The organism is Micromonospora inaquosa (assembly GCF_003857055.1).
Classification (GTDB): Bacteria; Actinomycetota; Actinomycetes; order Mycobacteriales; family Micromonosporaceae; genus Micromonospora; species Micromonospora inaquosa.
Map to the genome: position 1 here is coordinate 17,135 of NZ_QGSZ01000203.1, position 13,606 is coordinate 30,740.

General features: G+C 73.9%; 9 protein-coding genes. 6 read left to right on the forward strand and 3 right to left on the reverse strand.

The features are described from left to right. Positions 1 to 32 precede the first annotated feature (32 nt). Positions 33 to 1,763 carry a sensor histidine kinase gene (locus DLJ59_RS14565; protein WP_124773045.1) on the forward strand — a complete coding sequence of 577 codons (1,731 nt, stop codon included), beginning with the start codon at positions 33 to 35 and terminating at the stop codon, positions 1,761 to 1,763. A gap of 28 nt (positions 1,764 to 1,791) precedes the next feature. Here DLJ59_RS14565 and DLJ59_RS14570 read toward each other — a convergent pair whose 3' ends face one another. After that, the gene (locus tag DLJ59_RS14570) at positions 1,792 to 2,430 is read right to left on the reverse strand and encodes a response regulator (protein ID WP_030336079.1); all 639 of its coding nucleotides are present in this window, start codon (positions 2,428 to 2,430) and stop codon (positions 1,792 to 1,794) included. 196 nt (positions 2,431 to 2,626) lie between these two features. Here DLJ59_RS14570 and DLJ59_RS14575 point away from each other — a divergent pair, with 196 nt between their 5' ends. Continuing rightward, positions 2,627 to 3,601, forward strand: coding sequence for an Acg family FMN-binding oxidoreductase (locus tag DLJ59_RS14575; RefSeq protein WP_124773046.1), 975 nt, complete (start codon positions 2,627 to 2,629; stop codon positions 3,599 to 3,601). Between the two features lie 17 nt (positions 3,602 to 3,618). Here DLJ59_RS14575 and DLJ59_RS14580 read toward each other — a convergent pair whose 3' ends face one another. After that, the gene (locus DLJ59_RS14580; RefSeq protein WP_124773047.1) at positions 3,619 to 4,611 is read right to left on the reverse strand and encodes an NAD-dependent epimerase/dehydratase family protein; all 993 of its coding nucleotides are present in this window, start codon (positions 4,609 to 4,611) and stop codon (positions 3,619 to 3,621) included. Positions 4,612 to 4,989: 378 nt separating this feature from the next. Here DLJ59_RS14580 and DLJ59_RS14585 point away from each other — a divergent pair, with 378 nt between their 5' ends. From DLJ59_RS14585 to DLJ59_RS14600, 4 genes are read left to right on the forward strand one after another with little or no spacing between them, the layout of a single operon-like run. Continuing rightward, the gene (locus DLJ59_RS14585) at positions 4,990 to 5,922 is read left to right on the forward strand and encodes an ABC transporter ATP-binding protein (RefSeq protein ID WP_124773048.1); all 933 of its coding nucleotides are present in this window, start codon (positions 4,990 to 4,992) and stop codon (positions 5,920 to 5,922) included. After that, positions 5,919 to 6,641 carry an ABC transporter ATP-binding protein gene (locus DLJ59_RS14590; RefSeq protein ID WP_124773049.1) on the forward strand — a complete coding sequence of 241 codons (723 nt, stop codon included), beginning with the start codon at positions 5,919 to 5,921 and terminating at the stop codon, positions 6,639 to 6,641. The genes DLJ59_RS14585 and DLJ59_RS14590 overlap by 4 nt, the downstream gene beginning before the upstream one ends. 7 nt (positions 6,642 to 6,648) lie before the next feature. Beyond that, a complete protein-coding gene (locus DLJ59_RS14595) occupies positions 6,649 to 9,810 on the forward strand; it encodes an FtsX-like permease family protein (RefSeq protein ID WP_124773050.1) in 3,162 nt (1,053 codons plus the stop codon). Next, a complete protein-coding gene (locus DLJ59_RS14600; RefSeq protein ID WP_124773051.1) occupies positions 9,807 to 12,557 on the forward strand; it encodes an FtsX-like permease family protein in 2,751 nt (916 codons plus the stop codon). Before DLJ59_RS14595 ends, DLJ59_RS14600 begins: the two co-directional genes overlap by 4 nt. 185 nt (positions 12,558 to 12,742) lie before the next feature. On the opposite strand, the gene DLJ59_RS14605 is transcribed toward DLJ59_RS14600, so the two are convergent. After that, positions 12,743 to 13,522 carry a hypothetical protein gene (locus DLJ59_RS14605; protein WP_124773052.1) on the reverse strand — a complete coding sequence of 260 codons (780 nt, stop codon included), beginning with the start codon at positions 13,520 to 13,522 and terminating at the stop codon, positions 12,743 to 12,745. Positions 13,523 to 13,606: the final 84 nt, after the last annotated feature.

Genomic DNA, 13,606 nt, shown 5'->3' on the forward strand with positions numbered 1-13,606 from the left:
ACGACGAGCGGCGCCAGCGCTACCATCCCCCGATGACCAGCAGCGCGCCGTCGCCCCGTCGGGAACCGTCCACGGCGCCGTCGCTCGGGCTGAGCCCGCTGTCCCGGGTCCGTCTCGACGAGCTGCTACAGGAGATGCTGGTCCGGGTCGGTGAGGTCGTCACCAGCCGGGAGCGTCTGCGGGCTCTGCTCGACGCCGTGGTCGGCATCGGCACCAACCTGGATCTGCGCACCACCCTGCAACGCATCGTGCAGGCGGCCTGCGAGCTGGTCGGCGCCCGGTACGGCGCGCTCGGCGTGGTCGGCCCGGACCGGCTGCTGCACGACTTCATCGTGCACGGCATCACCGCCGAGCAGCATGAGCAGATCGGCGACCTGCCGCACGGGCGGGGCGTGCTCGGTCTGCTCATCGACGAACCCCGGCCGTTGCGGATGCCCGACATCACCCAGCACCCCCGCTCCTACGGCTTCCCGGCCAACCACCCGCCCATGCACAGCTTCCTGGGCGTGCCGGTGCTCATCCGCGACCAGGTCTTCGGCAACCTCTACCTGGCGGAGAAGCAGGGCGGCGCGCAGTTCACCGAGGACGACGAGGAGATCGTCGTCGCGCTCGCCGCCGCCGCTGGCGTGGCCATCGAGAACGCCCGCCTGTACGCCGTGGCGCACCGGCGGCAACGCTGGCTCACCGCCACGGCCGAGATCACCGCGGTGCTGCTCGGCGAGGTACGCCGTACCGACGCGTTGGCGTTGGTCGCCCGCCGGGCCCGCGAGGTCGCCGAGGCCGAACTGGCGCTGGTGCTGCTCTACGACGGCGACACCGAACAGTTCTCCGTGGAGGTCGTCGACGGCGCCGACCAGCAGGCCCACCCGCTCGTCGGCGCGGTCCTGCCCGCCGCCGACACCAGCTTCGGCGCGGCCGTCGCCGAGGGCCGGCACGACCAGGTGGACGATCTGGCGCACGCCGCGCCGTGGCCGGCGCTGCTACACACCGGCCCGGCGACGATCTCACCACTGGCCACCGCCGAAACCCTGCACGGCGTGCTGATCGTGGCCCACCGGCCGGAGCGCGGCGGGGGCGCCAGCGAGGAGGACCTGGCGCTGCTGGGCAGCTTCGCGGGGCAGGCCGCGCTGGCGATGGAACGGGCGCGAGGCCAGGAGGAACGGGAACTGCTGGTGGTCCTGGAGGACCGCGAGCGGATCGCCCGCGACCTGCACGACGTCGTGATCCAACGGCTCTTCGCCACCGGCCTGCAACTGCAGAGCGCCGCACCGATGGCCCGCCCCGAGGTGGCCAAGCGGATCAACGCGGCCGTCGACGATCTGGACGCCACCATCCGGGACATCCGCCGGACGATCTTCGAGCTGCGTACGCCGATGAGCTCGGAGCTGCGCACCGAGATCCGTGCGGCGATCGAGGCCGCCGCCGAGTCGCTGGGTTTCAAACCGCACCTGGAGCTGACCGGACCGGTGGACAGCGCCGTGCCGGATGCCATCCGTCCGGACCTCACCGCTGTGTTGCGCGAGGCGCTGTCCAACGTGGTCCGCCACTCGCGGTGCAGCCGCGTCGACGTGGCCGTACGCGTCGACGCCGGCCAGGTCACCGTGACCGTCAGCGACGACGGGGTGGGCTGCGACCCGGCCGCCGCCCGGGGTGGGCTGGTCAACCTGCGCGAACGCGCCAGCCGTCTCGCCGGCACCTTCACGATCCTGGGCGTCGAGCCGCACGGCACCGAGCTGCGCTGGGCCGTGCCGCTGCGCGACTGACCTGCGCGACTGGCCTGCGCGACTCGGGTCAGGGAGTCTTGCCGAGCAGCCGGGTGGCCAGGACGGCGGCCTGCGTGCGGCGCTCCAGGCCCAACTTGGCCAGCACGCTGGAGACGTAGTTCTTCACCGTCTTCTCCGCCAGGAACATCCGCCCGGCGATCTCCCGATTGGTCAGCCCCTCCGCCACGTACTCCAGGATCCGCCGCTCCTGCTCGGTGAGCGACTTCAGCTCGCGTGGCTGCTCGACGCCGTTGCGGATGCGCTCCAACACCCGGGTGGTGATCGCCGGGTCGAGCAGCGACTGCCCGGCCGCGACCCGGCGCACCGCGTCAACCAGGTCCGTGCCCCGGATCTGTTTGAGCACGTACCCGGCGGCACCGGCCATGATCGCCGCGAACAGCGCCTCGTCGTCCTCATAGGAGGTCAGGATCAGCCCCTTGATGGACGAGTCGACGGCGCGGACGTCCCGGCACACGTCGATGCCGTTGCCGTCGGGCAGTCGCGCGTCGAGGATCGCCACGTCGGGCCGCAACGCCGGGATGCGACGGGCCGCCTCCTGCGCCGAGCCGGACTCGCCGACCACCTCGATGTCGCCGCTGCTCTGCAACAGGTCGGCCAGGCCACGGCGGACGACCTCGTGGTCGTCGAGGAGGAACACACGGATCATCCCTCGTTTCTACCCGCTGCCCGTGGCCCACCACACGGGCCGAAGGTCCCGACCCGGCGCAGCGCGAGCGGGCGCTCCGACCCGACTGGTCGGGACGTCCGGCCCTGCTCGGCGGCGACCGGACGATGGACCGTGGAGGTACGCCGACCACCGCGGCACCACCCGCCGCCGGCCGCACCGGGAGAGGGGCACCGCCATGGAGATCGGCTACACCGCGACCCAGCTGCGGACCGCTGCCGTGGACGCGGTTCGCGCACCGTCGCTGCACAACACCCAGCCGTGGCGGCTACGGCTGCGCGACGGCGGCATCGAGGTGCTGGCCGACCCCGGCCGCCGGCTGCCGGCGACCGACCCGAGCGGGTGGGGGGTCCGGGTGGCCTGCGGCGCGGCGCTGTTCAACCTGCGGATCGCCCTGGCCGTCGCCGGCATCCCCGCCCAGGTGCGGCTGCGCCCCGATCCGGCCGAGCCGGACCTGCTGGCCCGGCTGGTGCCGGACGTCGCGCGTCGGCCCACCCCCGTCGAACAGAGCCTGTACGGGGCCATCCCCCGCCGGTTCAGCAACCGTCTGCCGTTCTGGCCCGACCCGGTGCCCGCCGACGCCCGGTGGCGCCTCGGCGAGGCGGCCCGCGCGGAACAGTGCTGGTTGGAGCTGCTGATCGGGGTGAGCGCGGTCTCCGCGTTCGGCGAGGTCGCGCGCGGCGCGCACCGGGTGTTGGAGCGCGACCCCGCATACCGGGCCGAACGCGAGCGATGGCTGCGTCGCGAGTACGCCCCGGACGGCGTACCCAGCTCGGCCGCAGGCCCGCAGGGCGAACCGCAGGACGTCCTGCCGGCCCGCGGCTACGGTGGGCGCGACCGTGCCCCCGGGCGGGACTTCGAACCGGAACCCCTGGTGGGGGTGCTGGGCTCGGTGGGCAACACCGCCGTTGACCAGGTGATCGCCGGGCAGGCCCTGCAACGCCTGTTGCTCACCGCCACGGATGCCGGGCTCAGCGTGTCGATGCTCTCCCAGCCGATCGAGGTGCCCTCGGCGCGGGAGCAGCTGCGCCTGGCACTGGGCCGGTTCGGCACGCCGCAGATGGCGCTGCGGATCGGGTACGGCCAACCGGGCCGACCGACCCCTCGACGAGGCGTGGACGAGGTGCTGGACCTGCCGGTGGTGCCCGCCTGAACCGGCCGGGGGCACGGTCAGGCAGCGAGGAGGGCGGCCTCCCGCGCCGGGTCCAGCCCGATCGAGCTGTGGTGTGGTCGCCCGGCGCGCCGCGGAACCGCACCGACCTCGCGCAGCCAGCGCCAGGTGTCCTCGACGGTCTCGGCCACCGGCCGGCAGGTCAACCCGGCGGCCAGCGCGCGGGTCACGTCCCGTTCCAGCAACCCCCGGTACGGGTGGCCGCGCGGCAGCCAGATCGGCAGGTCGCTCCACGGCTGCACACCGGCGGCGAGGATCGACGCCGGCTCGGTCCAGCGCAGCCGGGCGTCGGCACCGGTGGCGGTCACGCACGCGTCGAGCAGCTCGCCCATCGTGGTCTGCCCCGGCCGACCGACAGCGTTGAACGTGCCGCCCACCCGGCGGGCGCCCGCGTCCAACATCCACCCCGCCAGGTCGCGGGCGTCGACGTACTGCACCGGCAGGTCGGCCGGCCCGGGGGCGAGCACGTCCCCGCCCCGCTCGATCCGCCGCAGCCACCAGGGCAGCCGGCCGATGTCCTCCCCCGGGCCCAGGATCAGGCCGGCCCGGGCAATCAGCGCGCGCTGCCCGAACACCTCCCGCACGGCACGCTCGGCACCGGCCTTGAGCTGCGGGTAGTCGCCGTCGACCGAACCCGGGTCGGCGTCCACCACCGGGGAGTCCTCGTGCAATCCGGAGGTGGCGTGGTCGGCGTAGACCGACCCGCTGGACACGTACACGTAGTGGCCGACCGTTGCGACCAGGGCGCGGGCGGCGTCGCCGGCAGCCCGTGGGGCACCGTCCCAGGTGTCCACCGCGACGTCCCACTCGCCGTCGGCCAGCGCGGCCAGGCCGTCGGGCGCGGTGCGGTCACCCCGCAACCGGTGTACGCCGGGCGGCACCGCGCCGTGTAGCCCTCGGTTGAACACCGTCACGGACCAGCCGCGGCGCACCGCCTCGGTGACTGTCGCCCCGCCCACGAAACCTGTACCACCCAACACCAGCAGTCGCATGCGCTCCACCCTGCCGGCCCGCGTCGGCACAGGACACCCCTGTTCACCGGCAGCGGATCTGCCCCTGGCAGAACCCCCGAGGCGAGTGCCGGTCAGCCACCGCCCGTCGACATCCCGGCCAGCGCCATCCCTGCGCCGATCGCCCGCCGAGACGTTCAGTGGTCGACAGTCGTCCAGGATGCAGGAAAGCCGCTCAGGGGCATGGTCAACGAAGTCGCCGATTGCGAAACTGCTTCAATGTGCGTCAGCACGGGCAATCGAGGCTCTTGACGCATTTGGTGACCAGGCGTGCCGCCCAGGTGACGCCACGTGCCGATCGGTGAGCCTGACCGCTACCCGAGGCTGATCCGACGTCGGCACAACCCGGACGGAGGGGGAATGTCCAGCACACCGCTGTCCCTGCCGCGGCCATCCGAGCGGGCGCCCGAGTTCGGCCGGGACGCGCTCATCGTCTGCGAGAACCTGGTGCGGATCTACCAGACCGGTTCGATCGAGGTCCAGGCACTGCAGGGCCTGGACCTGGCAGTGGAGAGCGGTGAGCTGATCGCCGTCGTCGGTGCCTCCGGGTCGGGCAAGTCGACGCTGCTCTCCATCCTGGCCGGCATCGACGCCCCCACCGCCGGGCGGGTCCGGGTCGAGGAGTGGAATCTGCTGGCGATGTCCCGCGCGGACCGGGTCGACTACCGGCGGCGCACCGTCGGGTTCGTACGGCAGCAGACGGCGAGCAACCTGATCCCTTACCTGACCGCACGGGAGATGGTGGACCTGCCGATGAGAGCGGCCCGCACCGCGAAGGAGGAACGCCGGGAGCGCGCGGTCGAGCTACTGGACAGCCTCGGCGTCGCCGACTGCGCCGACCGGCGCCCCGGGCAACTCTCCGGAGGGCAGCAGATGCGGGTCGCGATCGCGGTGGCGCTGGCCAACCAGCCGCGGGTCCTGCTCGCCGACGAACCGACCGGCGAGCTGGACGCCGCCACGTCCGCGGAGGTCTTCGGCGTGCTGCGCGACGTCAACCGGCGTTACGGCGTCACCGTTGTCGTGGTGACCCACGACCCGGAGGTCAGCGGGCAGGTCGAACGGACCGTCGCGATCCGGGACGGGCGCACCAGCAGCGAGGTGCTGCGCCGCAGCACCACCGACGCGGCGGGCGACACCCACATGATCGCCGAGGAGTACGCCGTGATGGACCGCGCCGGGCGGGTCCAGGTGCCCCGCGAGTTCCGCCAGGCGCTGGCGCTGACCCGACGGGTCCGACTCGCCCTGGAACCCGACCACATCACGATCCACCCCGATGCGGGAAGCGGCGAATGAGTAGCGAGCCGCTGCTCAGCGTGCGCGGCGTACACCGGCGATTCGGCACCGGGCCGACCCTCGTACACGCCCTGCGCGGGGTGTCGTTCGACGTGGCCGCCGGCTCCATGGTGGCGCTCGTCGGCCGGTCCGGCTCGGGCAAGACCACCCTGCTCAACGTCATCGGCGGCCTGGACCGCCCGGACACCGGCACCGTGCACGTCAACGGCACCGACGTCACCGCGCTCGACGAGGATGGCCTGTCCCTGCTGCGGCGCGAGAAGGTGTCGTACGTCTTCCAGAGCTTCGGGTTGATCCCGGTGCTGTCGGCCGCGGAGAACGTCGCCGCCCCGCTGCGGCTGGCCCGCGTCGCCCCCGCCCAGCGCGAGCGGCGGGTCGAGTTGCTGCTGGAACTGGTCGGCCTGGCCGACCACGCCCGGCAGCGGCCGACCGAGCTGTCCGGCGGCCAGCAGCAGCGGGTGGCGATCGCCCGCGCGTTGGCTGCCTCGCCCCGGCTTCTGCTCGCCGACGAGCCCACCGGGCAACTGGACGCCGAGACAGGCCTGTCGGTGATGGCCCTGCTGCGCGGGGTAGTGGAATCCGAAGGCGTCACCGTACTGGTGTCGACGCACGACGCGGTGATGATGGCCTTGGCCGACCGGGTAATCCGCATCCACGACGGGCACCTGCACGAACAGGCGGCCGGGCAGCCGTACGAGTCCACGCCGGACGTCGGGTGACGCGACGATGCTGAGGCTGGTCAGCCGGCGCGCCCGCGCGCAGTGGCCGTTGCTGGCAGCCCTGCTCGGGGTCGTCACGATCGGCGCGACACTGCTGGGCACCTGCACCCTGCTGGTCACCCGCACCGCCGAGCGGGCGCTGGAGGTCGCCATGGCCCGCGCCGCCCCGGCCGACGTCGACGTGACCGTCTACACCGGCACGGTCGAGGGCCGGGACGCGTCCTCCGTCACCGCGGACACCCGCACCGCGTTGACCTCCGCGCTCGCGCCGTTCGCGGTGACAACATCCGCGCGGGCGTCGACAGTGCTGCGGGCGCTGCCGCCCGAACTCGCCCCGGGCACCACCGTCGCGGCCCAGGCGTACCTGTCGGGGCTGGACGACCTGCCGGCCCGAGCCGAGCTGGTCACCGGGCGCTGGCCACAGCACCCCGGCGACGCGGTGCTGCTGGAGCCCACCGCTGAACGGCTCGGCCTCACCCCCGGTCGCCGGGTACGCCTCGGCGCCGAGCTGGCCCACCCGCCCGTCCCGGCCCTCGAGGTGACAGTCGTCGGTGTGGTGCGCCCGCTGTCGGGGCGCGGCTGGGACCGCGACCCGCTGGCCGCGGCCGGCTCCGCCACCGGCTACCGCGACGGCCGGTTCCTCCAGCCGGTCAACGCCTACGGCCCGTTCCTCGTCGACCTCGCCGACCTGGTCACCACGGGCGCCACCATCGACCGGATGGAGGTCACCGCCCATCCGGACCTGTCGCACCCCAACCGCCGGGACCTGGAGGCCGCGGCCGGGGCCGTCCGCCGTGCCGACCGCGCACTGGCCGGCGCCCTCGGTGACCGCGTCCAGCTCGCACGGGTCTCCTCCGACCTGCCGCTGACCCTGCGGGCCGCCGACGACCAACTGCACGTCACCGCCGCCGTCGTGCTCGCCATCGCCGTCCTCGGCGGTGTCCTGACCGCGACGGCACTCGTCCTCGCCGGCCGGTTGACCGCGGGCATCCGCGCCGACGAGACCGCCCTGCGGTCCACCCTGGGCACCAGTCGTCGCCAACTCGCCGCCACCGCGACACTCGAGGCGGGGCTGGTGGCCGTCGTCGCCGCCGCGCTCGCGATACCTGCCTCGTCGGCCCTGCACGCCGGCCTGACCCACCTGTCGCCGCTGGACGACGCCGGCCTGACCGTCCGGCCGGCCAGCACCAGCGCCCAGATCCTCGCGGTCGCCGCCGGCGCGCTGGTGCTCGCCGCTGTGCTCACCGTCCTGGCGATCCGACCCGTTCCGGCAGCCGGCGACCGGCGTACCCGCCGCGAACTGCTGGCGCGATCCGGCGCCGACCTGATGCTCGCGGTATTCGCCGCCGTCGGATGGTGGCAGCTGTACGCTCAGCCGGCCACCGCCGGCCCACCCGACGCGGTGGTGCTCGCGCCGGCGCTGCTGCTCACCGCGGGTGCCGCCCTGGCGCTCCGGGTGGTACTGCCCGCCCTGCGCGGCGTCGACCGGCTGGCGTACCGCGCCCGCGGGTTGGCGCTTCCACTGGCCGTCTCCGAGGCCGCCCGCCGGCCCCAGGCCGTCGCCGCCGGGCTGCTGGTCGGGCTGACCTGCGCAGCCGGAACCTTCGGCCTCGCCTTGGGAACCACCTGGCACCAGTCGCAACGCGACCAGGCCGCGCTCTCCGTCGGCACCGACCTGGCCCTCACCCTCAGCACGGCACCCGTGGCCGGAGAGGGCGCGGCGGTCAGCGCGGCGACCTCGGGGACCGTGAGTCCGGCCCTCGACCGTGGCACCGCCGTCGGTCAGTGGCTCGGCACCGCCGGCGACGCGCCACGCCTGGTCGCCATCGACACCACCCGCGCCGACGCGCTGCTGCGCGGGCGGCTGGACAGCGACCGCGACTGGGCGGACGTGGGTGCCACGCTGGCGCCCCGCACCCGGGTCACCGGCATCGCCATTCCGACTGCCGCCCCGCTCGTCCTGAGCGGGACCGCGGCCGGCGACACCTCGCTCACCGTGACGCCCCGGCTGCTGCTGCAGGACACCACCGGCCTCCGCACGTCCTGCACCGGTCCGGCCGTACCGCTCGACGGCCGGGAGTATCCGCTGCCCGCCTGCGCGACGGCTGACGGGCAGCGCCTCGTCGCGGTCGTCCTGCCGGTCAGCGCCGACGCGGCCGGCGGACCCGTCGCCGTAACCGTCACCCTCACCGTGCCGCCCGCCTCATCGACGGAGAGGTCCACTGACGGATCGGATTGGACCGCCACATCCGCGCCGCCGGTCCCGAGCAAGGTGAGGGACCCGAGCGTCACGCTCTCCAACACGTCGACGGGAACCGCGCTACGGATGGCCGCGACCGTCGACCTCGGCGGCGCCGACGACGCCGCCCGGACCCTCGTCGCCACCGCCTTCCCGGACCCCGGCCCGGTCCCCGCCGCTGTCTCCGCCCGCTTTGCCAGCGAGGCGGGTGCCAGCACCGGCAGCCAGCTCAGCGTCACGGTCGGCACCACGCCCGTCCCGATCGTCGTCACCGAGGTCGTGCCGACCGTACCGTCCGCCCCCGGCGCCGTCGCCGTCCTGGCCGACCTGGACACGCTGTCCCGGGCACGCGTCGTCACCGGGGACCTGACGTTCCCGGTCGACGCCTGGTGGGTCGGCCACCCGGCCGGTCCCGGTGCCGCCGAGCGGGCCACCGCCCTGCACCTGGGCACGGTCACGACCCGCGAGGCGGAGACCGCCCGCCTCGCCGGCGGCCCGCTGCGCGCCGGGCTGCCGGCCGCGCTCCGGCTCATCGTCCCGGCCGCGGCCCTGCTGCTGCTCGCCGGCGTCGTCCTGCACGTCACCTGCGATGTGCAGGTCCGCGCCGTCGAGGTGGCGCGGCTACGCGGCCTGGGGATGTCCCGACGCGACATCCGGGCCGTGCTGCTCGGTCAGCACGTCGGCGTGCTGCTGCCCCTGCTCGCGGCGGGCGCGGCCGTCGGCGCGCTCACCACCCGTGTCGTCGCTCCCCTGCTCGTGCGCTCCGACACCGGCGCCGCGCCCGTCCCGGCCGCCCAGCCACACTGGCCGTGGCCAGCCGAGGCGACACTGCTCGTCGTACTGCTGACCGGATGCGTACTGGCGGTCGCCGCCGTGGTCACCGTCCAGGTCCGCCGGGCCGACGCCGCGCACCTGCGGGTGGCGCCGTGAACCGGTGGCTGACCCGCCGGTGGCCGGCGCCGCACTGGCCCAGCATCCGCGGCCGTGGCCGTACCGATCTCGGCCCGCTGCTGCTCACCGGCGCCGTCATCGCGATCGTCGCGCTGCTCGCCGGGGCCGTGCCGGCGCTGCTGCGCGCCGCCGCCGACAACGCCGTCCAGGACACGGTCCGCCGCGCCGGCCACGACTCGAACGTCCTCGCACACGCGGACTGGGAACGCGACGACGGCCCGAACGGCGGGCGGGTCCGGACAGCCGGTCTCGCCGACGACATCGAGAACTTCCGCGCCCGGGCGACCTACGCGCTCGGGCCCGACCTGGACGCCGCGCTGCTCCCGCCCGTCGCAGTTGTCAACGGCCCGATCCTCAGCGTCAGCGAGGGCAACGTGCCGCGTACCTTCCAGTTCACCTACCTGGCCGGTGACCTCGACGGCCCGGACGTGACCTGGGTCGCCGGCAACGCACCCGGCCCCGCCGTCCCCGACGAATACATCGAGGTCCCCTACGACGGACCGCCCTGGCCGGTGCAGGTCGGCCTCTCCGAGGCGGACGCCGCCGCACTCGGCCTCGGCCCCGGCGATCGAATCCCGGTCAAGGACGGCCAGGGTCACGACAAAAACGTCCGGATCAGCGGAATCTACCGACCCGCGGACAGCGCCGACCCCGCCTGGCAACTCGCTCCGGCGCTGCTGGAACCCGTGCCGGGCGCCGACGGCGTGGGGACCACCCGGTTCGGCGGCCTGCTGTCGCGCGAGTCGCTACCGGACGCCCGGCTCGCCATCGACGAGGACCAACTGCGGCGCACCGTCCACTTCGTCGCCGAACCCGACGCGCTCACCTGGGACGCCACAGCGGCGCTCGCCAGCCAGGTGGTCAAGCTCAAGGCGGTCTCCGGCTCAAGCGTCCGCGAAGAGCCCCTGCGCTGGGAATCGCAGCTCGACACCACCCTGCGTGCGGCCCGTGCCCGAAACAGCGCCGCTTCCGCGCAGGCCGCCGTCCTGCTCGTCGGGGTGCTGACCGCCACGGTACTGGTCCTGCTGCTCGCCGCCGACCTGCTGGTACGCCGCCGTACGCCGGCGTTGAGCGCCGCCCGGCAGCGTGGGGCGGCGCTGCCCGACCTGGGTACGGAACTGGTCATCGAGTCCACGGTGGTGGCCGTGTCGGCCGCCGCCGTCGGGCTCGCGCTCGCCCGCGCGGCCGCGCCGGGCGTCCACTGGGCCTGGGCCGTTCCCGTGGTCCTCGCCGGTGCCGCCGCCGGGCCGGCGTTCGGCACCCTCGCCGCCGCCCGCGCCAGCCGGGACCGGCGCCAACCCGCCAACCCGACCGCTCGGCGCTGGATCCGGGCCACCGGTCAGCTGCGTCGCACCGCCGTGGAGGTCGCTGTCCTGATCGCCGCGGTCGCCGCCTTCGGCATACTGCACCAGCGCGGGATCGTGCCCGCCGCCGACGACGGCGGCACGGGTGAGCTGACCGGCGACCTGATCCTGCCGATCAGCGCCCTCGCCCTGGGCGCGCTCGTCGGCGCGCTCGTCCTGCGCCGGCTGGTGCCCCTCGGTGCCCGGTTCGCGCTCCGACAGGCCCTTCGCTCGCGCCGCCCGCTGGCCGTGTTCGGTGCCGCCCGGGCGGCCACAACGGCCGGGCGCGCGCTGCCGCTGCTGGTTCTGGTCAGCAGCACGGCGCTCGCGTCGTTCGCGCTGATCCTCGGCAGCACCGTCACCCGGGGTCTGGCCGACGGCGCGTGGGACACCGTCGGCGCGGACGCCCGCGTCGACGTCGGTGCTGACGCCGAGGCCGCCACACCCGCACTGGCGGAGCGCATCACCGCCGCACCCGGGGTGGATCAGGTCGTCGTCGCGCAGGTGACCGACTCGGCGCGCGTCTTCAGCGAATCGACACTGCTCGCCCCACGCCTGGTCATCGTGGACACCGCCGCGTTCCAGCGCCTGCTGGCCACCACCCCGCTGCCCGACGCGTCGGCGCTGGCCCGGCTCACGGCACCCGGCCCCGGGGACGTCCCCGCGCTGGTCCGATCGAGTCGCGGCGAGCTGCGGGCCGGCACCCCGCTGCAACTGTCCCGGGATGACGCCCCGGCGATCCGTCTCACCGCGGTCGGTACCGCTCCCTCCGTCGGCGGCGCCGGCGACGTCGTCATCGTGGACGTCGCGGCCCTCGCCGACGCCGGGCTGCCCGCCGTTCCGAACACCGTCTGGGTGACCGGCCCCGGCGCGGCGCGGGCCGTGTCGAACATCGACGTCGCCGCCGACGTCGTGCTGCGCGCGGACGTCCTGCGGACGCAGCGGGTGGCTCCGCTGACCGCGGGGCTCCTACGGCTGGCGTGGACGGCCGCCGCCGTGCTGCTGGCGCTGGGGCTGCTCGGCCTCATGCTCGCCGCCGCCGCCGGTGCGTCGGAGCGGTGGCAGACCCTGACCCGGCTGCGGACCCTCGGCCTTCGGCCACGCGACGCCCGTTGGGTCGCCGCCGGAGAGGTGCTGCCGCCGGTCGTGGTCGCCGCGGTGTGCGGCCCGCTGCTCGGGGCCCTGCTCGCACGCCTGACGCTCGGCCCGCTCGACCTGCGGCTGCTCACCGGCCAAGCCGCCGACCCGGCGGCGGTCCTGCCGTGGTGGCTGCTCGGCCTGCTGAGCGTGGCGGTGCTGGCGGCGGCCACTGCGGTCGTACCCGTCGAGTCGGCGCTGCGGCGACGCGACCGGCTGAGTGAGGTGCTCCGCGCCGGCGAGTGACCGGCTACAAAAAAACACACCAGATCGGACGTTGATCGTGTCCAACCTGGTGTGCATCGGTAATACCTGGTGGAACTCGTGGAGGCCCTTGCACACCCCTGTTGGGAGGCAAAGAGCCTGCTTGGCATGGCCAGGAAGTGCGCATTAAAACACAAAGGCTCCCAATAGAAACCGGCGAAACGACCTCATGCGGCGGGAACCAACTGCTCCAGGTTCCGCCAGTCCTTGGCCGCCCAGTCCATCAACTGACGCACGCGCTCCTTGCCCTCCTCGACCACGACATCGATGAAGCACTCGCACTTCGTCAGCTTCCGGCCGTTGATCATGCACACTGCGATGCCCGCGATCTGCATACCTCTCGACACCGCTACGAGCTGCTGATCCCAGGGCAGCGGTATCCGCTTGGCGACCTCCTTGCCGAAGACCCTGACCACGCGGGGCGTGCTGAGCCACTCCAACAGAAAGCTCACCAGATCGCCGATCCGGTCATGGAGCCAGTCCTTGCCGTCCAGGGCGGCACGGGCAAGCCGAGCGAGTCCCTTGCAGTTCCGCCCTGACGAGTCGACCGTCAGCCGGTTCCAGGCCCTGTCGCCCGCGTACCTGGCCGCTTGAGCTACAGCGGCGTCGACCGCTCCGACCGCCAACGTCGCCTCGAAGTAGTCGACCGCTTCTGCAACCAGCGCGTCCCGCGCTGCGGGTGAGAGCCTACGGCGTGGCCGAGCCGAAACCCTGGCTGGACGCGGTGGGCTTGCCGCTCGTCGAGTTCGCGCCGGTGATTTCGGCGTGGCCTTCTTGGGAGACTGCTTGGCGTACTCGGACAGGCGCTTGCCCGGCGGCACTTCCGGTCGACCGACGTGCTGCGGACACCGCTGGCCGACGCGGCCGACCCGCCGTTGACAGGCACGCCCGTCCTCGTCACGCGGACCCCGACATTTGATCTTCTGCTTTCGCGGCTTCTGAGCCATAGCCGAACGTAAACAAGCCAACACGCGGCATGACAGTCGCCGGTCATGTCGGATCTAGGACACGACGCCAGCAGCGACCCCGGA

Bases quoted from the DNA above. Each gene is read 5' to 3' on its own strand.
- DLJ59_RS14595 (WP_124773050.1), top strand. From the start codon at position 6,649: ATGCTGAGGCTGGTCAGCCGGCGCGCCCGCGCGCAGTGGCCGTTGCTG.
- DLJ59_RS14585 (WP_124773048.1), top strand. From the start codon at position 4,990: ATGTCCAGCACACCGCTGTCCCTGCCGCGGCCATCCGAGCGGGCGCCC.
- DLJ59_RS14570 (WP_030336079.1), bottom strand. From the start codon at position 2,430: ATGATCCGTGTGTTCCTCCTCGACGACCACGAGGTCGTCCGCCGTGGC.
- DLJ59_RS14590 (WP_124773049.1), top strand. From the start codon at position 5,919: ATGAGTAGCGAGCCGCTGCTCAGCGTGCGCGGCGTACACCGGCGATTC.
- DLJ59_RS14575 (WP_124773046.1), top strand. From the start codon at position 2,627: ATGGAGATCGGCTACACCGCGACCCAGCTGCGGACCGCTGCCGTGGAC.
- DLJ59_RS14580 (WP_124773047.1), bottom strand. From the start codon at position 4,611: ATGCGACTGCTGGTGTTGGGTGGTACAGGTTTCGTGGGCGGGGCGACA.
- DLJ59_RS14605 (WP_124773052.1), bottom strand. From the start codon at position 13,522: ATGGCTCAGAAGCCGCGAAAGCAGAAGATCAAATGTCGGGGTCCGCGT.
- DLJ59_RS14565 (WP_124773045.1), top strand. From the start codon at position 33: ATGACCAGCAGCGCGCCGTCGCCCCGTCGGGAACCGTCCACGGCGCCG.